Annotated in this window: 30 protein-coding genes; 19 read left to right on the top strand and 11 right to left on the bottom strand. The window is 64.7% G+C overall.

The features are described from left to right. The first annotated feature begins 145 nt into the window (after positions 1–145). On the top strand, positions 146–793 hold the full coding sequence (locus LB520_RS09615; RefSeq protein WP_140840784.1) for a TetR/AcrR family transcriptional regulator: 648 nt from the start codon (positions 146–148) through the stop codon (positions 791–793). Positions 794–843: 50 nt separating this feature from the next. Then, positions 844–1968 (top strand): metallophosphoesterase, encoded by a 1125-nt coding sequence (locus LB520_RS09620; protein WP_224632246.1) that lies wholly within the window; start codon positions 844–846, stop codon positions 1966–1968. A 54-nt stretch (positions 1969–2022) separates the two neighbouring features. Here the strand turns inward: LB520_RS09620 and LB520_RS09625 are convergent, their stop codons facing one another. Then, positions 2023–2190 carry a CsbD family protein gene (locus tag LB520_RS09625; RefSeq protein ID WP_224531034.1) on the bottom strand — a complete coding sequence of 56 codons (168 nt, stop codon included), beginning with the start codon at positions 2188–2190 and terminating at the stop codon, positions 2023–2025. Between the two features lie 184 nt (positions 2191–2374). Here LB520_RS09625 and LB520_RS09630 point away from each other — a divergent pair, with 184 nt between their 5' ends. From LB520_RS09630 to LB520_RS09665, 9 genes are all read left to right on the top strand, one after another. Beyond that, positions 2375–2689, top strand: coding sequence for a hypothetical protein (locus tag LB520_RS09630; RefSeq protein WP_224637328.1), 315 nt, complete (start codon positions 2375–2377; stop codon positions 2687–2689). Between the two features lie 18 nt (positions 2690–2707). Further along, positions 2708–3367, top strand: coding sequence for a glutathione S-transferase family protein (locus LB520_RS09635; protein ID WP_224637329.1), 660 nt, complete (start codon positions 2708–2710; stop codon positions 3365–3367). Positions 3368–3472: 105 nt separating this feature from the next. Next, positions 3473–3667, top strand: coding sequence for an SDR family NAD(P)-dependent oxidoreductase (locus LB520_RS29120; protein ID WP_263483663.1), 195 nt, complete (start codon positions 3473–3475; stop codon positions 3665–3667). After that, on the top strand, positions 3621–4127 hold the full coding sequence (locus tag LB520_RS09640) for an SDR family oxidoreductase (RefSeq protein ID WP_263483664.1): 507 nt from the start codon (positions 3621–3623) through the stop codon (positions 4125–4127). Before LB520_RS29120 ends, LB520_RS09640 begins: the two co-directional genes overlap by 47 nt. A 467-nt stretch (positions 4128–4594) precedes the next feature. After that, positions 4595–5002, top strand: coding sequence for a hypothetical protein (locus tag LB520_RS09645; protein WP_224637330.1), 408 nt, complete (start codon positions 4595–4597; stop codon positions 5000–5002). 1 nt (position 5003) lies between these two features. Then, entirely contained in the window at positions 5004–5162 is a 159-nt protein-coding gene (locus tag LB520_RS09650) for a hypothetical protein (protein ID WP_181174749.1), read from the top strand. A 44-nt stretch (positions 5163–5206) separates the two neighbouring features. Next, on the top strand, positions 5207–5545 hold the full coding sequence (locus tag LB520_RS09655) for a YkgJ family cysteine cluster protein (protein ID WP_140841072.1): 339 nt from the start codon (positions 5207–5209) through the stop codon (positions 5543–5545). A gap of 101 nt (positions 5546–5646) precedes the next feature. Further along, positions 5647–6258 (top strand): LysE family translocator, encoded by a 612-nt coding sequence (locus LB520_RS09660; protein WP_224637331.1) that lies wholly within the window; start codon positions 5647–5649, stop codon positions 6256–6258. 121 nt (positions 6259–6379) lie between these two features. Continuing rightward, positions 6380–6778: a RidA family protein gene (locus LB520_RS09665; protein WP_224637332.1), complete on the top strand. Its 399-nt coding sequence runs from the start codon at positions 6380–6382 to the stop codon at positions 6776–6778. Here the strand turns inward: LB520_RS09665 and LB520_RS09670 are convergent. Genes LB520_RS09670 through LB520_RS09680 form a run of 3 tightly spaced genes read right to left on the bottom strand, consistent with a single transcriptional unit; the run spans position 6775 to position 8663 of the window. Then, positions 6775–7161: a nuclear transport factor 2 family protein gene (locus LB520_RS09670; protein ID WP_224601521.1), complete on the bottom strand. Its 387-nt coding sequence runs from the start codon at positions 7159–7161 to the stop codon at positions 6775–6777. The two genes, LB520_RS09665 and LB520_RS09670, sit on opposite strands and share 4 nt — an antisense overlap. 19 nt (positions 7162–7180) lie before the next feature. Next, positions 7181–7615 carry an OsmC family protein gene (locus tag LB520_RS09675; protein ID WP_224601523.1) on the bottom strand — a complete coding sequence of 145 codons (435 nt, stop codon included), beginning with the start codon at positions 7613–7615 and terminating at the stop codon, positions 7181–7183. A gap of 37 nt (positions 7616–7652) precedes the next feature. Then, a complete protein-coding gene (locus LB520_RS09680; RefSeq protein WP_224637333.1) occupies positions 7653–8663 on the bottom strand; it encodes a zinc-dependent alcohol dehydrogenase family protein in 1011 nt (336 codons plus the stop codon). 114 nt (positions 8664–8777) lie between these two features. Here LB520_RS09680 and LB520_RS09685 point away from each other — a divergent pair, with 114 nt between their 5' ends. Next, entirely contained in the window at positions 8778–9386 is a 609-nt protein-coding gene (locus LB520_RS09685) for a TetR/AcrR family transcriptional regulator (protein WP_224637334.1), read from the top strand. A gap of 83 nt (positions 9387–9469) precedes the next feature. Here the strand turns inward: LB520_RS09685 and groL are convergent, their stop codons facing one another. The 4 genes from groL to LB520_RS09705 form a co-directional block, all read right to left on the bottom strand. Next, positions 9470–11125 (bottom strand): chaperonin GroEL, encoded by a 1656-nt coding sequence (gene groL / locus LB520_RS09690; RefSeq protein ID WP_095768453.1) that lies wholly within the window; start codon positions 11123–11125, stop codon positions 9470–9472. Positions 11126–11188: 63 nt separating this feature from the next. After that, complete coding sequence (gene groES / locus LB520_RS09695; protein WP_010915433.1) at positions 11189–11485, bottom strand: co-chaperone GroES; 297 nt, start codon at positions 11483–11485, stop codon at positions 11189–11191. Between the two features lie 228 nt (positions 11486–11713). After that, complete coding sequence (locus LB520_RS09700) at positions 11714–12016, bottom strand: hypothetical protein (RefSeq protein WP_224637335.1); 303 nt, start codon at positions 12014–12016, stop codon at positions 11714–11716. Positions 12017–12060: 44 nt separating this feature from the next. Further along, positions 12061–12513 carry a class I SAM-dependent methyltransferase gene (locus LB520_RS09705; protein ID WP_224637336.1) on the bottom strand — a complete coding sequence of 151 codons (453 nt, stop codon included), beginning with the start codon at positions 12511–12513 and terminating at the stop codon, positions 12061–12063. A gap of 155 nt (positions 12514–12668) precedes the next feature. Here LB520_RS09705 and LB520_RS09710 point away from each other — a divergent pair, with 155 nt between their 5' ends. Beyond that, positions 12669–13436: a hypothetical protein gene (locus tag LB520_RS09710; RefSeq protein ID WP_224637337.1), complete on the top strand. Its 768-nt coding sequence runs from the start codon at positions 12669–12671 to the stop codon at positions 13434–13436. 8 nt (positions 13437–13444) lie between these two features. Here LB520_RS09710 and LB520_RS09715 read toward each other — a convergent pair whose 3' ends face one another. Continuing rightward, positions 13445–14206, bottom strand: coding sequence for an SDR family NAD(P)-dependent oxidoreductase (locus LB520_RS09715; RefSeq protein ID WP_140840809.1), 762 nt, complete (start codon positions 14204–14206; stop codon positions 13445–13447). A 104-nt stretch (positions 14207–14310) separates the two neighbouring features. Between LB520_RS09715 and LB520_RS09720 the strand changes: the two genes are divergently transcribed. Beyond that, positions 14311–15210 (top strand): LysR family transcriptional regulator, encoded by a 900-nt coding sequence (locus tag LB520_RS09720; RefSeq protein WP_095768457.1) that lies wholly within the window; start codon positions 14311–14313, stop codon positions 15208–15210. A gap of 33 nt (positions 15211–15243) precedes the next feature. Here the strand turns inward: LB520_RS09720 and LB520_RS09725 are convergent, their stop codons facing one another. Beyond that, on the bottom strand, positions 15244–15870 hold the full coding sequence (locus tag LB520_RS09725) for a TetR/AcrR family transcriptional regulator (protein WP_224610639.1): 627 nt from the start codon (positions 15868–15870) through the stop codon (positions 15244–15246). 119 nt (positions 15871–15989) lie between these two features. Here LB520_RS09725 and LB520_RS09730 point away from each other — a divergent pair, with 119 nt between their 5' ends. The 4 genes from LB520_RS09730 to LB520_RS09745 all read left to right on the top strand — a co-directional run bounded on the left by LB520_RS09730 (position 15990) and on the right by LB520_RS09745 (position 20864). Continuing rightward, complete coding sequence (locus LB520_RS09730; protein WP_224637338.1) at positions 15990–17174, top strand: MFS transporter; 1185 nt, start codon at positions 15990–15992, stop codon at positions 17172–17174. A 14-nt stretch (positions 17175–17188) separates the two neighbouring features. After that, positions 17189–18469, top strand: a complete 1281-nt coding sequence (locus tag LB520_RS09735; protein WP_224637339.1) for a D-arabinono-1,4-lactone oxidase — start codon at positions 17189–17191, stop codon at positions 18467–18469. Next, positions 18466–19602: an alanine racemase gene (locus LB520_RS09740; RefSeq protein WP_224637340.1), complete on the top strand. Its 1137-nt coding sequence runs from the start codon at positions 18466–18468 to the stop codon at positions 19600–19602. The genes LB520_RS09735 and LB520_RS09740 overlap by 4 nt, the downstream gene beginning before the upstream one ends. A gap of 326 nt (positions 19603–19928) precedes the next feature. After that, positions 19929–20864 (top strand): helix-turn-helix domain-containing GNAT family N-acetyltransferase, encoded by a 936-nt coding sequence (locus LB520_RS09745; protein ID WP_224637341.1) that lies wholly within the window; start codon positions 19929–19931, stop codon positions 20862–20864. A gap of 152 nt (positions 20865–21016) precedes the next feature. Here the strand turns inward: LB520_RS09745 and LB520_RS09750 are convergent, their stop codons facing one another. Next, positions 21017–21850, bottom strand: coding sequence for an AraC family transcriptional regulator (locus LB520_RS09750; RefSeq protein ID WP_224637342.1), 834 nt, complete (start codon positions 21848–21850; stop codon positions 21017–21019). A gap of 148 nt (positions 21851–21998) precedes the next feature. Here LB520_RS09750 and LB520_RS09755 point away from each other — a divergent pair, with 148 nt between their 5' ends. After that, positions 21999–23480 carry a winged helix-turn-helix domain-containing tetratricopeptide repeat protein gene (locus LB520_RS09755; protein ID WP_224637343.1) on the top strand — a complete coding sequence of 494 codons (1482 nt, stop codon included), beginning with the start codon at positions 21999–22001 and terminating at the stop codon, positions 23478–23480. The last annotated feature ends 15 nt before the right edge of the window (positions 23481–23495 follow it).

A 23495-nucleotide genomic window follows, 5' to 3' on the forward strand; every position in this document is an offset into this window, starting at 1 on the left:
TTCTCCCCCTGTGGGAGAAGGTGGATCGGCGCGTAGCGCCGAGACGGATGAGGGGTGGGTGACGGATCGCCGTCATGGCCAAGCTGGAGCACCCCTCATCCGTCGCCTTCGGCGACACCTTCTCCCACAAGGGGAGAAGGCGGAGATGGCGATAGGCAAAAAGCGCACCAACGATCCGGAAGGCATGCGCCGGCGCGTCCTCGACGTGGCGGAAGGCGCCTTCCAGGCGCGCGGCTATCACGCCTCGAGCCTTGGCGATCTGATGGCGGCGGCCGGTGTCACCGGCGGCGCGCTGCACCACCATTTCCCGACCAAGAAGGCGCTGGCGCTCGCAGTGATCGAGGAACGAGTGGCGGCGGCGGTCCAGGAGACCTGGATCGACCCGATGCTGGCGGCGTCATCGGCCCGCGAAGGCGTGCGGGCCGTGTTCGAGGCGGTGGCTGCGGAGCTAGAGCGACAGGGCTATGTCCGCGGCTGTCCGCTCAACAATCTCGCGCATGAACTGTCGCTGGCCGACGACGAGTTTCGCCTGGCGCTTGCCAAGATTTTCGCCGGCTGGCGGAGGGCGATCGCCGACAAGATCCGAGCCGACCAGCAGGACGGCGGGGAGGGTGGGACCGATCCCGACCGCTTCGCCGCGCTTGCGGTGGCTGCTTATTCCGGCGCCATGTCGATGGCCAAGACATCGCAGGATGCCGGGGTGTTGCTGGAGTGCTTGACGGGGCTGGAAAGCGTGCATCCGTCTTCGGGCGGATTGGCAACGAGACGACGCCGCAGGGTGTTGTTGCGATAAATGCTGTCAGGACAGAGGGAGTCGGTCCGAGGGTGTTTAATCGGGTGACGATGAATCGCTCTTCGCCAGCAACCGTTTCGCGCCGCGTCTTCATCGCCGGAGGTCTCGCTGCTGCCGGCGCGCTGCCTCGCGTCGCCTTCGGCCAGACCGGCAGGCGCATCCAGCCGATCGACGCCACTTTCCTCTTCATCGCCGATATTCATGCCTGCCGCATGGCGAACGGGCTCAGTCCCAACTGCCTGCAGGAAGGCAAGACCGATGCAGCACTTCTGCGCAACGTCGCGGCCTTGAACGCGATTGCCGACAAGAAGTGGCCGGCCGAGATCGACGGCGTTGCCACTGGCCTGCATTCGGCCGGCACCCGCATCGGCACGCCGCTCGGCCTCGTCACCGGCGGCGATATCACCGACGATGGCGGCGGCCAGGTCACCGAGCCTAGCGAAGGCACGCAGCTTCTGCAGTTCTCCAAGCGCTATCAGGAAGGTGTCGGGCCGGACCGGATCCACATCCCGGTCTATGTCGGGCTCGGCAATCATGATCTCGACCAGAACGGCTCGCCGCCGCACGTCGATTGGTATCGCCGCGAATTGCGCGATTATGTCGAGGTCAACCATCGTCCCGGCGTGTTCTTCAAACCGCCGGTGCCCGCTACCGAATACGATGTCGATACCGACTGCTATTCTTGGGACTGGGGCGGCCTGCATCTCGTCCAGATGCACCGCTTCGCCGGCGATACCGGCCATGGCGCGCCAAGCAGCCTGCCTTGGCTGAAGCAGGACCTCGCCACTTATGCCGGCGACGGCCGGCCGGTCATCCTGTTCCAGCATTATGGCTGGGATTCTTTCTCTACGGAGCGCTGGGATCCGGTGAAACGCACCTATGATGACGATGGCTCCGGCCGCCCGCATTGGTGGGGCGAGGCCGACCGCCAGGCGCTGCTGGCCGCGATCAAGGGCTACAATGTGATTGCCGTCTTCCACGGCCACCAGCACGAAGTGCCGATGATCTACCAGCGTGACGGGCTCGACATCATCAAGCCGAAGGCGGCCTATATGGGCGGCTTCGCGCTGGCCAGGGTCACTGCCGGCAACATGGATGCGGTGTTGGGCGAGGCGGCCGGTGACCACGGCGAGATCGTCTTCACTAACGCTTTCGCCAAGCAATTCCAGACATGAAAAGGCCGCCTCGCGGCGGCCTCTTGCCTACCTCGCCATCAAGACAAGACGGCCTCAGAACGCTTTGCGAACCTTCTCCTTCACGTCGCCATAAGCCTTCTGCATCTTGCCGGCGATGCCTTCAGCCTGGGTCCGCTTGTTGCCGGTGGCCTTGCCGGCCGTTTGCTTGACTGAGCCCTTCATCTGCTTGGCGATACCGGCGACCTGATCCCTGTTCACCATGCGTGCATCTCCTGGGTCTGGAAGGGAAACTGGACACGAGAACCGCATCCGGGTCTGACAACGTGCCGGATCCGTTTGGATTCCAGGCCGCGGCGATCTCTCTCTCGGTGCGGTTGCATCCGATAACGCAATCCGGTTAGGGTCTGCCGCGGCTGCGGAGAGGGCAGTCCTAGGGGAAACGAGTTTGCGTCTTCGTGTGGCCTTTGTCGCAGTTCTGGTGGCCGTCGCCGACGATGTCGGGCCGATCAACGTGCTGAGCACAGAAGTCGGCCACCCGTCGCCCACCTACATTCCCGTCGCCGATGTCGATCCGGCGGTGCAGACGAAGCTCAACGAGATCCCGACCAGGCTGCGGCTGCCGATCGACCAGGTAGATCTCGCGATCGAGGCCGGCCGCAAGGCGATCGAGGTCAACCCCGACATAAAGGCAGCGGTCGCTGCGATCCATGCCCGCGCCGGCGTCAGGCCGGCGGCGATCATGACGGCCGCAGCGAATTGACATCATCAGGAGACGGTCTTGGCGGAGTTCACCCTCTATATCGGCAACAAGTGCTTTTCCTCATGGTCGCTGCGGCCATGGGTGGCGATGAAGCACCTGGATATCCCTTTTGAGGAAGGCTTCGTGCGGCTGCGCACGCCCGAGACGGCGGCAAACCTCGCCAAGGTGTCGCCGACCGGCCTCGTGCCGGTCTTGAATCACAATGGAAGGATTGTCTGGGAAACGCTTGCCATCCTTGAATATCTGGCCGATCTCTATCCGGAAAAAAGGCTTTGGCCCACCGATCTCGGCGCCCGTCAACTGGCGCGCTCGGTGGCGACGGAAATGCATTCGGGCTTCCGCGAGGTCCGCTACGGCTGGCCGATGAACCTGCGCCGGCCGAAATCCCATAAGCCGCTCGATGCCGAGGGCGAGGCGCAGCGGGCGAGGATCGAAGCGATCTGGCGCCAGTGCCGCGAGCAATATGGCGAGGGCGGGCCGTTCCTGTTCGGCCATTTCACCGCGGCCGATGCCATGTATGCGCCGGTGGTGACGCGCTTCGACACCTATGGCGGCGAACTGGCGCCCGTCACCCGCGCCTATGTCGACGCGGTCTTGGCGACGCCCGCGATGCGGCACTGGTATTCGGAAGCCGCCAGGGAGCCCTGGCCGGAGCCCGGCCCGCACGAACAGGATTGAGCCCGGGGTCGGCTCGGCAAATTGCGTCGACTGCTCTGATGGGGTCTTCAAGCCCCGGCGGCGCGGCCTATGTGAAGGGGCGGGCCGGGCTCCTGGAGATTTCTCATGACAACCGCAAATTCACCACTCACGGGCAAGGTCGCGCTCGTCACCGGCGCTTCGTCCGGCATCGGCGAGGCCACCGCCGTGGTCCTTGCCGCGGCCGGCGCGAAAGTCGTGGTCGCCGCCCGTCGTGCGGATCGCCTCGAAGCATTTGGTTGCGCGCATCGAACAGGCCGATGGCGTCGCGCTCGCCATTGAAGCCGACATCGCCAAGCCCGGCGACATCACCGCGATGGTCGACAAGGTCGTATCCGAATGGGGGCGGCTCGATATCCTCGTCAACAATGCCGGCGTCATGCTGCTTGCTCCTGCGGCCGAAGCCGATCTAGACGACTGGCGCCAGATGATCGAGCTCAACCTTATCGGTCTGATGGCGACCACCAAGGCGGCGCTGCCGCACCTGAAGGCTTCAAAGGGTCATATCGTCAACGTCTCCTCGGTCGCCGGCCGGGTCGCAAATCCCGGCGCCAGCGGCTATGCGGCGACAAAGTTCGGGGTGGTGGCTTTTTCGGAATCGCTGCGCCGCGAGGTCTATGCCGATAAGGTGCGCGTCACCGTCGTCGAGCCGGCCTTGTGCGTACTGAGCTCGGCGATCATATCACCAACGTGCAATCCAAGGCCGGACTCGAACACCGTCTCGCCACGATGGAAGCGCTGACCGCGGAAGACATTGCGAACGCGATTTTCTATGCCGTCAGCCGCCGAGGGTCAATGTCAACGAGATACTTATCCGTCCGACCGATCAGGAGCGGTGAACAATAGAAAACGCCTCTCGCGCTTGTTATGGCGCGGGAGGCGCTTTTGCCGTCAACCGTTCTCGATTGCTCGTGAATTGCTGACGGCTTGAGTGAAAACGGCCCGCCACGACATTGGTTCCGCAGCCGACGAATTTTTTGCCCTTTTTTGCGGATAGCCCCAACGTCCGCCGCGATGTGATAAGGATGCTGCAAGGCCAGGGATGCGGACGTCCGCAATTTAATCCGACGCCAATGTTGCTTTGTGCGTGGTCATGGCCGAAAGACGCTCTGCCATTTCGGCATCAACCTGCGGGCAGGAGAAGATTTTGACCGCTAGCTCGAATGAATCATGTGGGCAGGCTTTGCCGAAACCGGCAGGCGCACGCTGATGGCCGCCAAACGCGTGCCATCTACGCCGATCGCCGCCGATGCGACCATCGCCGATATGGTCGACACCCTCGACAAGCCGATCGAATATGTTCGCCGAGTGCTGGAAAGGCTCGAACGCTGCAAGCGCGCGCATGGCGATGCTCAGGTGCGCGTTGGCGTGCGCGGCCGCGCCGAAGCCCCGAACTATCTGATCGAGTATGTACGGGAAGACGCCAAGACCCATCAACGCACCAGCTATCAGGATGCCGCCTACAGCGGCAGCACGCATCGTGAGCTGGCGCCGCACCACATCGAGGACGCCAGGAACTGGTCGCCCGAGGAAATGAACATCACGGCGGTCTCGGCGCTGATCGGCCGCTTGCGCAATCCGAATGCGCCATCATCGCGCTTTTCTGACGAGGACTGACATGGCCATAAAATTCTCCGCCAAGGACCAGCCGGCAGCTCCGCCCGCCGCGGCCAAGCCAGCCAAGCCGGCGGCAAAGCCGGATGCGCCCGCAGAGGTTGCGACCGATCTGTTCAAGTCGCCGGCCGAAGCGCCGCCGCGCAAGACCAGGAAGAAGTAGCGCCCTTGCCGCAGGACGGCGGTCGCACAGCCGGGCCGCTCGGCCTGCTCGGTCAGCCCTCTGTGTCTGTCGACGAGGATGGCGGCGCGGTCGCCGTCTTCGACTGTCAGAGCTGCGGCGCCTGCTGCTCCTACTCGGCGGACTGGCCGCGCTTTTCGACCGAGGAGGATGAGCAGCTCGACCGCATCCCGGCCGAGCTGGTAGCGGCCGACCAGTCCGGCATGCGCTGCGAGGGCGGCCGATGCTCGGCGCTCACCGGCGAGGTGGGCAAGCACACGGCCTGCGGCATCTACGAGCTGCGCCCCGACGTCTGCCGGGCCTGCATGCCCGGCGGCGGCGACTGCCTGATGGCGAGGGCGGCGCATGGGCTGGCGGTCAGCTAGTTTCCTTGCCCCCGCATCGCGGGGGCGAGGAAAAGCGCCCCGCTTGCCCTGTTGCACGCCTCCCGGTACCTTCCCGCCGGGCAGGGCAGCGGAGGAAATCCATGAGCATTGAATTCCTGTTGACGTCGTTGATCATCGTGGCTTCGCCCGGCACCGGCGTCATTTACACGCTTGGCGCCGGCCTCGCGCGCGGCGCGCGCGCCTCAATTGTCGCGGCCTTCGCCTGCACGCTTGGCATCATCCCACATATGGCGGCCGCCATCACCGGCCTCGCCGCAGTGCTGCACACAAGCGCCATCGCCTTCGAGACGCTGAAATATCTCGGTGTCGCCTATCTGCTCTACATGGCCTGGAACACATTGAAGGAAAAAGGCGGCCTCAGCATCGACGAGGACGCCGCGCCGCGCTCGACCGCCAGAACGATCACCTCGGGCATCCTGATCAACATCCTGAACCCGAAACTGTCTATCTTCTTCTTTGCCTTCCTGCCGCAATTCGTCAGCACCACCGAGCCGCACGCGCTGTCCAAGATGCTGGAGCTCTCCGGCGTCTTCATGCTGATGACGTTCATCGTCTTCGCCATCTACGGCGTCTTCGCGGCATCGGTGCGCAGCCACATCGTGTCGCGGCCGAAGGTGCTGACATGGATGCGCCGCAGCTTTGCCGCCGCCTTCGTCATGCTCGGCGCGAAGCTGGCGCTTGCCGATCGGTAGCCTTTTGGCGCCAACCCCACATAGCCAATGGTCGAGCCTCGGGGAGCTTTTGGGCTGATGGGGCTCGAGAGATTCAGAAATCCGGATAAGGCCGGAAATCCGAGTAAGAAAGGCGGTCGCAATGACGCTTGAATGCATCAATCCCCAGGATCTGCCCAAGCCTGACACATACAGCCAAGTCGTCGTGGCGAAGGGCACCAGGCTGATATTTATCGCCGGCCAGGAACCTGAAGACCTGAACGGCAAGCTTGTCGGCGAGGGCGATTTCACGGCTCAAACGCGCCAGGTATTCGCCAATCTCGGTCGGGCTATTGCCGCCGCAGGCGCCCGTCCCAACGACGTGGCGAAGATCATGATCTACGTCGTCGGCTACCGGCTCGATGACCATTACCCGATCATCGATGCCGCCCGCGTGGCTCTGTTCGGGGACCACAAGCCGGCCAACGTCGTGTTGGGAGTGGCCAGCCTGTCGCCTGGATATCTGATCGAGGTCGATGCGGTTGCGGTGGTCGACGCCTAGCCTTTCACATAGCCCATCGCCTCGACGATTTGCCCATCGGCGACACGCATCAGGTTGACGCCGCGCAGCGATCTGCCGTCGGCCATCCAGAAGCGCCAGCGGATCGTGGCGCGGTCGCCGGCGACGAACGTCTCTTCGATGTCGAAGCGGGTATCGGGTCCGGTAGCGATCGCCGACCACAATTCGACGCAAGCCGCCTTGCCGGTGCGGCGGGCGCCGTCGGGCGCCGGCGTGGTGTTCTCGATCACGCAGTCCTGCGCCACCAGTTCGTTCAGTGCCGAAGGGTCGTGGCGCTGGAAGACGTCGTTGTAGCGCCGCATGATTTCCGCCGTCTCGGCGGAGCGTTTGGCCGCGGCGATGTCGATGATGTGTTCATGGGTCATTTGATCTTCTCCTGTCGTTTCATTGAGCTACGAGGCTCGCCTTGAGCGTGATGGTGGCGACGCCCGCCAGCGCGCGCGAGACGAGACAGGCCGCCTTGGCCTTTTGCGCCAGCCGCTCGAAATCCTCGGCCGATATGCCGGCGATGCGCGCCTGAGTTTCGAGCTCGATGCGGGTGATCGTCGGCCCGGCCGTGGTCGCGCCGAGATGCACCTTGGCGATGGTGTGGATGCTCTCGGCCGTGTGGCCTTCGGCGCCGAGAATGGCGGTAAGCGCCATCGAAAAGCAGCCGGCATGGGCGGCCGCGATCAATTCCTCTGGATTGGTGCCTGGGCCGTTCTCGAAGCGCGACGGGAAGGAATAGGCGCCTTCGAAAACGCCGCTGCCCAGCCGCAGCCGGCCGGATCCTTCCTTGAGCGTTCCTTGCCATTGGGCCGAGGCTTCGCGGATTGTCATGGCTGATCTCCTTTCTGTTTGCGGGAAAGCATGATGGTCACGCGCCGTCGATGACGACCTTGCCGAAGACGTCGCCCAGCTGGAAATGGCGGTAAGCCTCGCGCGCCTCGGCGAACGGGAAGACCTTGTCGATGATCGGTCTCAGCCGGTGCGTGGCGACCGCGGCAAGCATCGTCTCGAGCCCGTTGCGGCTGCCGACAAAGAGACGGGCGATGGTAACGAGGCTGCGCTGATAGACGGCGCCCGGAATTTCGACCGACTTGCCGTTGCGGTCCTGCACGGTGAGCAGCACGATGCGCCCGTGAAGCGTGCTGGCGATCAGCGAATGCGCAAAAGTCGCCGGGCCGCCTGTTTCGACGACCAGGTCGATGCCGCCGGTCGCCTCGCGCAGCTTCATGCCCCATTCCGGTGTCTCGGCTGCCGCGACGACGAGGTCGGCACCGAGCGCCCGCAGCCTGTCGGTCTTCTCCGCCCGCGAGGTGACAGCGGCCACACGGCAGCCCATGAGCTTGGCGAACTGCAAGGCAAACAGCGCAACACCACCTGAGCCAATGGTGAGAACCCATTGCCCCGGCTTCGGAATCTCGGCGTGCGTCAGCGCGCTCCAGGCGGTCAGCCCGGCGCAGGTGAAGGTCGCAGCCTCCTGCCAGGAAAGATGGTCCGGCAGTCGCACCGCCCATTGCTCGTCAAGCAGCGCATATTCGCTCAGCACGCCGTCCAGTGTGCAGCCGAGCTGGTCGATCACGCCCGGATGGATGCGGCCGTCGATCCAGCGCGCGAAATAGCTGCCGGTGATGCGGTCGCCGACGGCAAAGCGAGTGACGCCGTCGCCGGCGGCCACGACTTCGCCGGCACCGTCGCTCAGCGGCACGATGCCCGCGCGGGGTGCCAAAGGATAAGTGCCGTTGAGGATCATCGTGTCGCGGCGGTTGAGCGAGGCGGCGCGCACTCGTACCAGGATCTGGTTTGCACCCGGCTTGGGCAGCGCTTCCTTGCGCATGACCAGTCCCTCGATGTCGCCGAATTCCTCGAGCCGGTAAGTCCGCATTTTTGTCTCCAGTATATGTAGACCGATTTACATATTATGTAGACCGATTGTCATATTCAGGGCAAGTCCTATAATGCGCGCTCCTGACAAAGGTTGACATTTTGAGAGGTCGACGTGGCGACTGACACACGCACCCGCATGATCGAGGCGACGGCGCTGCTCATCCGCCAGCGCGGCTATCACGGCACGTCGCTGAACGACATTCTAAACGCCAGCGCAGCACCGCGCGGCTCGCTCTATTTCCATTTCCCGGGCGGCAAGGACCAACTGGTCGTCGAGGTGACGCGCGCCAGTGTCGCCGACGTGACGGAGCGGCTGGGCGCCGCGCTGTTGGAGGAAAGCGATCCCGCCGTTGCCGTCCACCACATCTACCAGTCGGTCGGACGCATGCTGGAGGAGAACGAATTCTCGCTCGGCTGTCCGGTCGCGCCGGTGGTGCTCGACGCGCCGAACGACGTGCCGGACCTGGTTGAAATCTGCCGCTCAGCCTTCGAGCAGTGGATCGGACTGCTGCGTCAGGCATTCGTCAGGGCAGGGGTGCCGGAGCGGCGCGCTCAGGCGCTGGCCCTGCTGGTCGAATCCTCGCTGGAAGGTCTGATGGTGATCGCCCGCGCCACCCGCGACCGTACCCCGGTCCAGGCGGTTGCCGACGAGGTCGCTGCGCTGGTCGAGCAGGCGGTGCTTGCCGGAAAGGCAGCACGGCAGGCGGAGAGTGCCGCCTGAGGACTCGGATTTGATCTCCAAATGCAAAACAAAAAGGGCGCCTTTCGGCGCCCTTTCGTATGCATTGGCTTGGTAGCCTGGATTTAGAAGTCCATGCCGCCCATGCCGCCCATGCCGCCGCCGCCCATGCCGCCAGGCATGCCGCCGCCAGCCGACTCCTTCTTGGGAGCTTCGGCGATCATGGCTTCGGTCGTGACGAGCAGGCCGGCGACCGAGGCCGCGTCCTGGAGAGCCGTGCGCACGACCTTGACCGGGTCGACGATGCCCATGGCGATCATGTCGCCATACTCGCCGGTCTGGGCGTTGTAGCCGAAGGTCGCGCCCTTGTTGTCGAGGATCTTGCCAGCGACGATCGAGGCTTCGGCACCGGCGTTGGCCGCGATCTGGCGGGCCGGAGCCTGCAGCGCGCGACGCACGATGTTGATGCCGGCGGCCTGGTCGGAGTTGGCGCCGGTGGCCTTGAGGTTGCCCGAAGCGCGCAGGAGGGCGACGCCACCGCCGGCGACGATGCCTTCTTCCACGGCCGCGCGGGTCGCGTTCAGGGCGTCATCGACGCGGTCCTTCTTTTCCTTGACTTCCACTTCGGTCGCACCGCCGACGCGGATCACGGCAACGCCGCCGGCGAGCTTCGCCAGACGTTCCTGCAGCTTCTCCTTGTCGTAGTCCGAGGTGGTCTCCTCGATCTGCTGCTTGATCTGGGCGACGCGGCCCTGGATCTCGGCCTTCTTGCCGGCGCCGTCGACGATGGTGGTGTTCTCCTTGGAGATCGACACCTTCTTGGCGCGGCCGAGCATGTTGAGGCCGACATTCTCGAGCTTGATGCCGAGGTCTTCCGAGATGACCTGGCCACCGGTGAGGATGGCGATGTCTTCCAGCATGGCCTTGCGGCGGTCGCCGAAGCCCGGCGCCTTGACGGCGGCGATCTTCAGGCCGCCGCGCAGCTTGTTGACGACCAGCGTGGCCAGGGCCTCGCCTTCGACGTCTTCCGAGATGATGAGCAACGGCTTCGAGGTCTGGACGACGGCTTCCAGGACCGGCAGCATGGCCTGCAGGTTGGAGAGCTTCTTCTCGTGCAGCAGGATGTAGGCGTCCTCGAGATCGGCGACCATCTTGTCGGCGTTGGTGACGAAGTAGGGCGACAGGTAGCCGCGGTCGAACTGCATGCCTTCCACGACTTCCAGCTCGGTTTCGGCGGTCTTGGCTTCCTCGACGGTGATGACGCCTTCGTTGCCGACCTTCTGCATCGCTTCCGCGATCATCTTGCCGACCGACTCGTCGCCATTGGCCGAGATCGTGCCGACCTGGGCGACTTCCTCGGAAGTCTTGATCTTCTTGGCGGCCTTGCCGAGCGCCGTGACGACTTCGGTGACGGCGAGGTCGATGCCGCGCTTCAGGTCCATCGGGTTCATGCCGGCGGCGACCGCCTTGTGGCCTTCCTGGACGATCGACTGCGCCAGGACCGTTGCGGTCGTGGTGCCGTCGCCGGCGATGTCGTTGGTCTTCGAAGCGACTTCGCGGACCATCTGGGCGCCCATGTTCTCGAACTTGTCCTCAAGCTCGATTTCCTTGGCGACGGTGACGCCGTCCTTGGTGATGCGCGGGGCGCCGAACGACTTGTCGATGACGACGTTGCGGCCCTTGGGGCCGAGGGTGACCTTCACCGCGTCGGCGAGGATGTTGACACCGCGCAGCATGCGCTCACGGGCATCGCGGGAGAATTTTACGTCTTTGGCAGCCATGTTTTAGCTCCTGGCAGGGGCTCGGGAAGAGCCCGAAGATGAAGATTCAGGTGAGGCCGATGATCAGCCGATGATGCCCATGATGTCGGATTCCTTCATGATCAGAAGGTCTTCGCCATTGAGCTTGACTTCAGTGCCCGACCACTTGCCGAACAGGATGCGGTCGCCGGCCTTGACGTCCAGCGGCACGAGCTTGCCGCTTTCGTCGCGGGCACCGGAGCCGACGGCGATGATCTCGCCTTCCTGCGGCTTCTCCTTCGCCGTATCCGGGATGATGATCCCGCCGGCGGTCTTGGATTCGGATTCGACCCGGCGAACGACCACGCGGTCATGAAGCGGGCGGAACTTGGACTTTGCCATGTTTTCTTCCTCGAATGAGAACGGTGAGAACTGTTCCTCCATCCGGCGAGGCCGCCGGATATAAGTTAGCACTCACCAAAGGCGAGTGCTAACGTGGCGCTGAGATAGGCCGCTGGGTTGCCGGAGTCAAGGCGCGCGCAACGGGGCAGCGGCGCGAAATTTTTTTCGTGCGAGACGCAAGGCCGAAATGCACCGGCCATCGCGAGGCGCCGACGAGCAACCCGCCCGTTAGTCCAGGCGCCTCGGCGAACGCAGCACCAGCAACGGGCAGCGTTCTGCGAGCCCGTATGTGCCGGTCGAGGCCAGCCGGACGTCATCGAAGAAGGTCTGGGCTTCCTTGATCAGCGCTGCCGCCGGGGCGAAGCTGTAGACGACGGACGAGTTCCGGTAGACGTCGATGGTCCCGATGGTCGGCAGCTCCCACCCGGTTCGAGCCGACAGCTCCTCGCGGTCGGGAAACATCCTGTCGAATTGTTCGAGGATGCCCCTCACCGGTATCGTGTAATCAGGCGCTCCGCCGATGGCGGTCATTGCCACGCGCCATTTGAGTTCATGGAAGGTCGAGACGCCGCCGCTCAGCGCCAGGGCGCGGACATCCTTCGGGTCGTCTGGAGTTCCGGGGGAAGCATAAAGCCTGATGGCGGCACGGCCGACGGATTTGAGTGAACGCGCAATCGACGCGAACAGCGTGCGTCTGAGTCAGCGGCGCCGATGACGGAGAGACATCCATCGCCGATCAGCGCTTCGATGCTCGCGCCGGGAAACGGCAAGTCGAACCAGTCGCCCTGCACCGCCTTGCGCATATCGGTGTCGCCCGGCCAGATGCCGGCAATCATGTCGGGAGACTCGTCGACCGCCGTCATCGTGGCGCCGAGCCCGGCGAGCTCTGGCGTCACGCCGAGCATGACGACGTGCGATTGCGAAAGCTCGAGCTCACGTTCGTAGGCCTCGACCACCTGAGCCGGCGGCCGCAGCGGCGAGCCGAGCAACTGCCAGTGCTTGCGAATTGCATTCCAGTGCTCGGTCATGCAAACCCTGTATCGGTTAGGGCATTGTGTTCGTCGCATAATCGAAGGCGCATGATAAGCCAAGTGGGGCGCATGGCACGCATCGCCGTCATCACGCATGAACAAGACCGCTTCCACACCCGGCGCGGGCTGCTGCTGCGCCGTGACACCCGTATATGCTCTTCGACCTGCTGGAGGAGCTGAAGCGCCGCGGCCATTCGGTGCGGGTCCTGCGCGGCACCTCGGCGAAGCCGGCCGCCGACATCGCGGTGCTGCATCTCGACGCGACCGTGACGCCGCGCGATTATGTCGACTATGCGCGCCGCTTTCCCTTCTGCCTCAATCTTGGGGCCGCCGACATCTCGAAACGCCGCGTCAGCGGCGCCGTGATTGGCCAAGGCGACGACTGGCAGGGACAGGTCATCGTCAAGAGCAGCCTCAACCATCGGGGAACGCCGGAACAGCAGCTGAACCGGCGCGCGCGGCGAGCCGGCAGGCCGGAGCCGTTTCCCGGCGTCCAAGCCTTCGAAAAATACGAGATCCATGCCTCGCTCGCCGATGTTCCGGCCGCGGTCTTCGAACGCCGGGATCTGGTCGTCGAGAAATTCATTCCCGAGCCGGAGCCGGACGGTTTTGGCGCCCGCTTCTGGCTGTTCTGCGGCGAGCGCGAGCGCTGCACCCGTCATGTCTCGCCGCAGAGCCTGGTCAAGGGCGACGACACCATCCGCCGCGAGGCGGTGCCCGTGCCGGACGAGCTGCGCGCGCTGCGGCGCCAGCTCGGCTTCGATTACGGCAAGTTCGACTTCGTCATGCATGAGGGCAGGGCGGTGCTGCTCGATGCCAACAAGACCCCTGGGCGTGCCAGGAACCTGTCGAGCTTCATCGCCGCCGGCAATGCCAATCTTGCCGACGGCTTCGAAGGACTGATCCGCCAGGTCAAGTGACCGATCGTCTAGATATTCATGCCCCCAGACACCTCGATGCGCTGGGCGTTGACCCAGCGATTGTCGTCGGAGAGCAGCGAGGCGATCATCGGCCCGATATCGTCGGGGACGCCGACGCGGCCGAGCGCGGTGACGCCGGCCACCATGCGGTTGATCTCGGCATTGTCGCGCACATGGCCGCCATTGAAGTCCGTGGCGATCGCGCCGGGCGCCACGGTGTTGGCGGTGATGCCGCGCTGGCCGAGCTCCTTGGCGAGGTAGCGCGTGAACACCTCGATGCCGCCCTTCATCATCGCATAGGCCGACGATCCGGGAGCAGCAAAGCGGGCGAGCCCGCTCGAGATGTTGATGATGCGTCCGCCATCATTGATCAGCGGCAGCAGCGCCTGGGTGAGGAAGAACACGCCCTTCAGATGGGTGTTCATCAGCGTGTCGAATTCCTCTTCCGTCGTTTCGGCGATCATCTTGCGCAGGCCGGTGCCGGCATTGTTGACGAGATAGTCGAAGCGGTCGCGCTGCCAGGTGTCCTTGAGGGTCTTCTTCAACGCCGCAACGAAAGCCGGGAAGCTGGCGACGGCGCCGGCGTCGAGCTCAAGCGCCGCTGCTCGACCGCCGGCAGCCTCGATCTCGGCGATTGCGCTCTTCGCCTCGTCGGCGCGCGAGCGATAGGTGACGATGACGTCGACGCCCCTCCGGGCAAGGTGGATCGCGGTGTTGCGGCCGAGGCCGCGGCTGCCGCCGGTGATGAGAGCAATGGGACGAGTGGTCATGGCGAATCTCCTTCTTTTGGATGGAGATGCATATACTCGCCTGCCTGATCGATATAATCGGCCATGGATTGCCAACACTATTCAGTCTGTGCGAACAATCGGCGATGGACCGGTTCGACAGCATGCGGCTCTTCACTCGCGTTGTGGAACGGCGCAGCTTCACCGCGGCCGCCGCCGATCTCGGCCTGCCGCGCTCCAGCGCCACCGCCGCGATCAAGCAGCTCGAGGAGCGGCTCGGCGTACAATTGCTGAGACGCACAACGCGCCACGTCACCACGACGCTGGACGGCGAGGCCTATTACCAGCGCTGCATCGGCATCCTCGCCGACATCGAGGATGCCGAGGGCAGCTTCGGCGCGCATGAGGTGCGCGGACGTCTGAGCATCGACATCAACGGCAACATGGCCCGCACCTTCGTCATTCCGGAACTGCCGGCGCTGCTCGCCCGCTATCCCGGGCTCAGCGTGCATATCGGCGAGGGCGACCGCTTCGTCGACCTGGTGCGCGAAGGCGTCGATTGCGTGGTCCGCGCCGGCACGCTGCCCGACAGCGACATGATCGCGCGCCGCATCGGCATGGCGCGCGAGGCGACGGTTGCCAGCGTCGCCTATGTCGAGCGCTACGGCCTGCCGCGCACTCTGGACGAGCTTGCCGGGCACGTCATGATCGGCTTCGTCTCGTCCCGCACCGGCCAGGTGATGCCGCTGGAGTTCACCGTCGATGGAAAGATCCGCGAGATCGTGCTGCCGTCGCGCGTCACCGTCTCCAATTCCGACACCGCCGCCACGCTCGTGCGCCAGGGTTTCGGCCTCTACCAGGCGCCGCGCCGCCGCTTCGCCGCCGACATCGAAGCGGGCCGGCTGGTCGAGGTGCTGCCGGACAATCCGCCGACGCCGACGCCGATCTCGGTGCTTTATCCGCCGAGCCGCCAGCTTTCGCCAAGGGTGAGAGTGTTTGTGGATTGGCTGGTGGAGATTCTGGGGCCGAAGCTGGAAGCGGGCTGAGGCAGCCAGGCGCGGCCCCGAGTATGGCGTCGGCTACAAAAACAGCTTCAACTGCGTATGGATGATCGACCGATAATCCTCGATCGTCCTCCGTCCCTCCGCTTCGTCCTGTGTCAGCGCCAGCCGCACGACGCTGCCGGCGAGCTGGAAGATCAGGAACACGACACGTCCGAACGCCTCGCGCTGCTCCGCTTGGAGCATCGGCCCGACCTTATCGCAGAACATCTTCGCCTGTTGCCTCGTCTCGGCGATGTCGAGATGCTGCAGCGCCTTGTCGGCCTGGATGGCGTTCTGCAGGTCCTGGATGGCTGGGTCCGCGGCGACACGGGCATGATAATCGTCGAGCAGCTGGTCGGCCGCGGCGGTCACGTCGTCCAGCCGGGCTATCCTGGCGATGATCGCGCCGAAGCGTGCGCGGCTTTCCTCGGAGAACCGCTCATAGAGCATCGCCAGGATCGCCGACTTGCTGGGGAAGTAATGATAGACGGTAGCGATCGGCCCGCCGGCCAGCGCGCCGACTTCCTTCATCGTCACCGCGTCGATGCCCTTCTCGCCGATCAGTCGCATGGTCGTGGCGAGGATCGCGTCGATGCGCTCACGGCTGCGCTCCTGCTTCGGCCTGCGCCGCGGTTCCGTCGCTGTTCGCCTTGTCTGCGTCATGCGCCAAATCTCGTGAAAGCCGCGAATTCGCGGTTGACAAGAAACATGATCAAGTATCAGTTCCGCCAAATGCTGACAACCTGTCAGTTTTTCGAGCGAGCTGCAAGGGAGAGCGCCTCGTGACTGCATCGCAAGCCGCGCAAGCGGAAGATGGCGATTGGCTTGTCGGCAATCCGACGGGCCTGCAGCTGGCCTCGGCGCTGTGGATCGGCTCGGTCGGCCTCCTCATCCTCGGACTGCAGCCGGTGCTGCTCGGTGCGCTCTACAGCGAAGGCCATGTCACCGGCGACGAGCTGGCGCTGGTCGCCACCGCCGAGATGATCGCGATCGCTATCGGCTCGGGCGTGGTGGCGATGCTCTTGCCGGCGCGCAACATGCGCTGGAAAAGCACGGTGCTGCTTGTCCTGCTCGCGCTCGCCAATGTCTGGACCGCTTATGCCGGCAGCCCCAATGCGCTGATTGGCGCGCGCACGCTGGCTGGCCTGGCGGAGGGCGGGCTTGTCGCTGTCGCAACCGAGCTGATCGCCCGCTCGCGCCGGGCCGAGCGCATCGGCGGCTATTTCGTCACGCTGCAGACCTTGGCGCAGTGCGCGCTGGCGCTGATCCTCGCGCTCTTTGCCGTGCCGAGAGCGGGCTCGGCCGGCGGCTTCATCGCGCTCGGCATCGTCTGTCTGCTTTCGCTCGTCGTGGCATGGACCGTGCCCGACGACTATGCCGACCTGCCCAAGCAAGAACAGTTCGCCAACGTGGCGACCGTGCCGGCGATCGCCGCGCTGCTGTCGATCTTCTGCTATTTCATGTTCTTCGGCGCCGTCTGGGCTTTTCTCGAGCCCATCGGCGCACAGTTCGGCATCGATGGCCGCACCGTCGGCTTGATGGTTTCGGCGAGCCTTGCCGCGCAGGTGCTCGGCGCGATGACCGCGACAAGCTTCGAGGCGCGCATCGACTATCGTTTTGCCATCACCGTCATCGGGATCGTCGCGGCGATCAGCTCGCTGCTGCTTGCGTCCGGCCCGGGTCTTTCGGTGTTCTGGGCCGTGGCACTGGTGATGGGCTTCATCCTGCTCTTCATCGTGCCTTACCAGATCCGGCTGGCGATCACCGCCGAGGAGACGCGCACCGCGGTGCTGCTGGTGCCGGCCGCCCAGCTCTTCGGCCTCGCCATCGGCCCGGTCGCCGCTTCGCTGCTGATCGACGGCGCGGACTTCCGGCCGGTGCCCGAATTCGCCGCCGCCGCCGCTTTGGCGAGCGTGCTTTTGCTCGGCATTTTCGTGCCCGTCGCGCGGCGGCGCGGCCGGGTCTGAGCAAAGGGGTCAAGATGGCAACCGCCTGGAGCAACTGGTCTGGTTTCGTCACGGCTTCCCCGAAATTGATCGCGGCGCCCGCCGATGCCGGCGAGCTGGCCGAACTGGTGCGCTCGGCGCCCGGTCCGCTGCGCGTCGCTGGCGCTGGCCATTCCTTCACGCCGTTGGTGCAGTCCGACGGCACCATCGTCTCGCTGGAGAAGATCGAGGGGCTGGTCTCGCACGATGCCGCGAACAACCGGGCGCGGGTGAGGGCAGGCACGCGGCTCGGCGCCTTGATGCACATCCTGCAGGACATCGGCCAAGGCCTGCCCAACATGGGTGACATCGACCGCCAGGCGATCGGCGGCGCGCTGGGCACGGCAACGCATGGGTCGGGCCCGACGCTCGGCGCCTATCACACGCAACTCGAGGCGCTGCAGCTCATCGATGGGCAAGGCGAGCTGCGCGAGTTCAGCCGAGCAGACGACCTGGACATGATCCACGCCACGGGCGTCGCGCTCGGCGCCTTCGGCGTGCTGACCGAAGTGGCGATGAACAACATCGCCACCTACCGGCTGCGCCGCCGCAAATGGGTGCTGCCGATCGGCGACATGCTCAAAAATTTCGAGACGATGATGGCCGCGCATCGCTCGGCCGAGTTCTACTACATTCCATTTGCCGGGTATGCCCAGTTCATCGCCAGCGATCTCAGCGACGCGGCACCGACTATGCGGCCGACCGAGGACGACGAGGAAGGGCTGGCGACTTTACGCAAGCTTCGGACCGCGTTGCACTGGCTGCCGCGGTTGCGCCGCGCGCTGATCAGAGGGGCGGTGAAGAAGGTGCCGGCGGAAGACTATGTGCAGGACTGGCTCAACGTCTACGCCAGCGAGCGTCGCACCAAATTCAACGAGATGGAGTATCACCTGCCTTACGAGGAAGGTCCCAAGGCGTTGGCCGAGATCATTGCGCTTACGGAAAAGCATTTCCCGGAAGTCTATTTCCCGATCGAGGTGCGCTCGGTGGCGGCCGACGAATTCTGGCTTTCGCCATTCTACAAGAGGCTGACCTGCTCGATCGCAATTCACCACGATGCGGCGGACGACCCGCTGCCTTTCATGCGCGCCGCCGAGCCGATCTTCCGCAAGTATGGCGGCAGGCCGCATTGGGGCAAGATGCACAGCCTGAAGGCGGCGGACTTCAAGAAGCTTTATCCGCGCTGGGACGATGCGATGGCGGTGCGGCGCGACATCGATCCGCAAAACCGTTTCGTCTCGCCCTACATGGCCGGCCTGTTCGGCATCCAACAATGAGCGCCTATTTCGCCGCCCTGGCCGATGCATTGATGGCCGCCGAGATTTTCCGACCCTGCCTTGTCCTCGATGCCGACCGGCTGGACGGCAACGTCGCGCTGGTGAAGCAAAGGCTGGCGCCGGGCCTTGGCGTGCGGCTGGTCGACAAGTCGCTGCCTTGCGTGCCGTTGCTTTCGCATATCGCCAAGGCGCTTGGCACCAACCGCTTTATGACCTTCCATCCGCCGGTGACGCAGGCCGTGCTTGACGCGTTTTCCGAGGGCGATCTGCTCTACGGCAAGCCGATGCCGGTGGGTGCCGCCAGGGCCGCGCTGACCAGGGGTGGCGCCGGCTGGTGGTCGCGCGTCTGCTGGCTGATCGACACGCCGGAACGGCTGGCGGAATATGGCGCGCTCGCTGCCGCGCTCGACACAGAATTGCGCTTCGCTTTCGAGGTGGATGTCGGCCTGCATCGCGGCGGTTTTCGTGATCCCGCCGAGATTAACGCGCTCACGATTCCAAAAGGTCTGCTCTGCGACGGCATCATGGCCTATGAGGCGCATGCGCCGGAGATACCGGGCCTGTTCGGGGGCGCGGCCAAGGCGCTGAAGCAGGCCTCTGCAAAAGCCGCCGATTTTGCCGCCGTCCTCGATCCGGACCAGCGCCGCATCCTCAACATCGGCGGCTCCAAGACCGCGCTGCTGCATGGCGGCGGCGTCGCCAACGAAGTGTCGATCGGCTCGGCCTTCGTGCTGCCAAAGGATTTCGACACGCCTGGCTTGGAGGGCTTCCAGCCGGCGGCCTTTATCGCCACGCCCATCCTCAAGGCGCTCGATCCGATGCTGCCCGGCCCGCCGGCGGTTTCCAGGGCGCTGCAGGGGCTTGGCCTCTTCCCGCGCAAGGGCTGCTATCTCTATGGCGGCAAATGGATGGCCGAGCCGGTGTTTCCCGAAGGCATGAAACCGAACGGATTGATGGGCCTGTCGTCCAACCAACAATTCATGGGCCTGCCGGCGGGCGCAGATGTGAAGCCCGGCGACTATGCCTTCCTGCGGCCGACGCAGAGCGAGGCGGTGCTGCAACATTTCGGGGCGATCGCTGTGTTCTCGGCCGGGCGTATTGTGGAGTTTTGGCCAGTGCTGCCGTTGGGTTGAGAGGCGCTTCAGACGCTCGCGACTAGCGCCGGCTACCGTGACGTCGTCATTCTAGGGCGGAGCGACGCGAAGCGGAGCGGAGACCCTAGAATCCATTCCGTTCCACCTGCCGAAGAACGAATACGGCGCAGAAGAAGGTATCCTATGCCAGCGTTTTGGCGTCAGGGTCCGCATCGTTGTATCGATCGTAGGTAACGGCATGGATTCCAGGGTCTGCGCGCGTCGCTTCGCTCCTTGCTCCGCCCTGGAATGACGAAGGCGCGGTGATCATTTCATTGACTCAGTCAACTAAATGGTTGATCCTGTCCATGACAGGAGGACTTCCCATGACCATCCACGACCATCCCGGCAAGGAGCGCATTAATAGTGTGCGCGCCTTCAACCGCTTCTATACCCGCCAGCTCGGCCTGCTCGACGAGGGCCTCCTGAAAAGTCCGTTCTCGCTGACCGAGGCGCGGGTGCTTTACGAGCTCGCCCATCGCGATGGGCTGGTCGCAAGCGACCTGGTGCGCGACCTCGGCCTCGACCCCGGCTATGTCAGCCGGCTGTTGAAGAAATTCGAGGAGCGCGGCCTGGTCGGACGCGAAGCTAGTGAGACCGACGCGCGCCGCGCCTCGATCGCGCTGACGCCAGCCGGCAGGGAAGCCTTTGCGCCTCTCAACCAGGATTCGCATGACCAGGTGCGCGCGCTGCTCGATCGCCTGGCGCCGGCCGAACAGGAGCGGCTGGTCAACGCCATGCGCACCGTCCAGGACCTGCTCGGCGACAGACCTGAAGCCAAGGTTCCCTATATCCTGCGGCCGCTGCAGGTCGGCGACATCGGCTGGATCACGCACCGTCAAGGCCTCATCTACGCGCAGGACTATGGCTGGGACGAAACTTACGAGGCGCTGGTCGCAGAGATCCTCGGTGAGTTCGTCAAGAACTTCGTCCCGCAATGGGAGCGCAGCTGGATCGCCGAGCGCAAAGGCGAGGTGGTCGGCTCGGTCTTCGTCATGCGCAAGTCACCCAAGGTCGCGAAGCTCAGGCTGCTCTACGTCGAACCGTCGGCGCGCGGCCTCGGCATCGGTCGGCGGCTGGTCGACGAATGCATCACCTTTGCTCGAGCCAAGGGCTACAAGACGCTGACGCTCTGGACCAACGACATCCTTGGCTCGGCCCGCCGCATCTACCAGGCCGCGGGCTTCAAGCTGGTCGAGGAAGAACGCCATCATTCCTTTGGCAAGGATCTTGTCGGGCAAACGTGGAATCTCGAGCTTTAGCGCTTTTCCTTCTCCCCTTGTGGAAGAAGGTGTCGCCGAAGGCGCGGGGTGCTCCAGGCAATGCCAACGTCTCACTCCGCTGGAACACCCCTCATCCGTCTCGGCGCTGCGCGCCGATCCACCTTCTCCCACAGGGGGAGAAGGGAAAACCATCACCCCTTGACCGGCACCCAGATCTCCAGCCCGCCATTGCCGGTGCGCGCGTCGAATTCGGGCCCGTAGCGCTCGAACTCGGGCGCATCGGCGATCTCGTGGCCGGAGGCCGGCAGCCAGCTGTTCCAGATGGTGTTGACGGTGCGGCGGATGGTCGAGATGTGCTCGCGATGCGAGAACACCGCATATTTCTGCGCCGGCACCCGCACGCGTTGGAAATCTTTCGGCAGGTCGGAGAAGTCCGTCACCTCGACGCCGACGACATAGTCGAAATTGCCGGCATCGTCGCCATTCGTGCACACGCCATAGAAGACGCCGGGCACTTCGCCCGGAATGTTGCCGATATAAGGGGCGAAGCGCTGCCACTGCATCGGGATGCCGGCGCTGGTCTCGCAGCTGTAGCGCTCGCCGAGCCCGGCGACGAGGAAGGGGCGGCTGGTCTCGAAGCGCGGCGGCTCGAGTGTGGTGAGAAGCGAACTGTCCATCAGAATGGGCTCCACGAGGTCGAGGTTTTCGGTCGAGCCTCGGGCGCGCACCAGCTCCGGCGTGGTGCCGAACTCATCGCGAAAGGCCCGCGTGAACGCCTCATGCGAGCCGTAGCCGGCATCGAGCGCGACCGAAAGAATGTCGCGCGCGCCGCCGGCCAGCTTGCGCGCCGCTTCGCTCAAGCGACGCGCTCGCATATAACCCATCACCGATCGTCCCGTGGCCGCGCCGAAGGCGCGCGTCACATGGAAGCGCGACACGCCGCTGCTTGCCGCTATCTCGTCGAGGCTGATGGCGTCGGGCAAGTGGCTTTCGACAAACCATAGCGCCTTCTCGGTCGGGTTCATGGCTCCTCGCATTTGGCGGGACGATATTAGCCCTACGCCGCCGGCCAGTTTGATCGAAATTGCGCTCTGGGCAATAATGGTGATGTGCGAGCCGGGTCGAGCGGGAAGGGCTGACATTGTGCACGATAGGCGGGAAGGGGTGTTCCCGATGACGACGGCGACGGCCGATCAGGTGTTCCGGTTTGGCGGGTTCACGCTCGACCTTGCCATGGGTACGCTGCGCGGCGTCAACGAGCCGCTGTTCCTGCGCCCGAAAGCCTATGCGCTGCTGTCGCATCTTGCCCGCAACATGGGCCGCGTCGTGCCGAAATCGGAACTGATGGATGTCGTCTGGCCGGGCGTCTACGTCACCGAGGATTCGCTGACGCAATCGGTACGCGAAATTCGCAAGGTGCTGGGCGAGGATATGGTGCGCACCATCTCCAAGCGCGGCTACATGCTTGCCGCCGAGGCCGAAGCCGCGCCCGAGATCAGTTCGCAGCCGATCGTGGCCGTCGTGCGCTTTCGTAACGATAGCGGCGATCCGGCCGACGAGGCGATGGTCGACGGCTTTGCCGAGGACCTGATCAACGGCGTAGCGCGGTTTGGCACGGTCACGGTCCTGGCGCGCAATTCGAGCTTCTCTTTCACCTCCTTCGGCCGCGCCGAGTGGCCGCAGATCCGCGCCCGCATCGGCGCCGACTATCTGGTCGAGGGGTCGCTGCGTCGGCAGGGCGAGCATGTCGTGGTGGCCGTCAGCCTTGTCGACATCGCCAGCGCCAGACAGCTCTGGGGCGACCGCTACCAGTCCCAAGGCGCCGGGCTGTTTGCCATCGAACGCGAGATCGTCGAGCAGATCGTCAGCCGCCTGGTGACGCGGGTCACCAATGCCGGGCTGGAGCGAGCTTCACGCAAGCCGGTGACCAGCCTCGCCGCCTACGAGCTTCTGCTGCGCGGTTTTGCGCTGTTGCGCGATCCGGCTCAGACCGACCAGCGCGGCGCCGAGGCCTTGTTCGAGGCGGCGATCGCCAAGGACCCGAATTACGGGCTTGCCTACTCCTATCTCGCTTTGGCGCGCTCGCTGGACGGGGAGTTCGGGCGCGCCAACGATGCCGTGCTGGAGAACGCGCGCGACCTTGCCGACAAGGGCCTGGCCTTGTCGCCCGATCAGCCGACCGGCCATCGCGTGCAGTCCCTGATCCGCCTCTATATGCGCGATCACGAGGCGGCCGAGCATCACATGCGCATCGCGCTTGAGCTCAACCCCTACGACGCCGACAGCATAGAGCAGCTCACCATGCGCGGCCGGCCGCTAGAAGCGCTGACCTGGCTGGCCCGCGGCATCCGCATCGATCCCTTGCATCCGCACTGGTACCAGTTCGACCGCGCGCTGGCGCTTTATATGATGGGAGAGTACCGGCAGGCGGCAGAGGCGCTGGAATTGGCAACGCGCCCGGCGCCTTGGATTCGCACGCGGCTGGCGGCCTGCTATGCCCAGATGGGAGATATGGAGAAGGCGCGTCGGCAGATCGCCCTGATCGACGAGGGCGTTCCGTTCTCGCCGCTTGACTATGCATTGCGCGGCGTTCCGTTCGAAAGCCAGGCGGATGCCGAGCATCTCGCCGAAGGCGTTAGGCTTGCCCTCGGCTAAATGCATGTCGCTCAG

This window comes from Mesorhizobium sp. CA12 (genome assembly GCF_020165255.1).
In the GTDB taxonomy this organism is placed as follows: domain Bacteria; phylum Pseudomonadota; class Alphaproteobacteria; order Rhizobiales; family Rhizobiaceae; genus Mesorhizobium.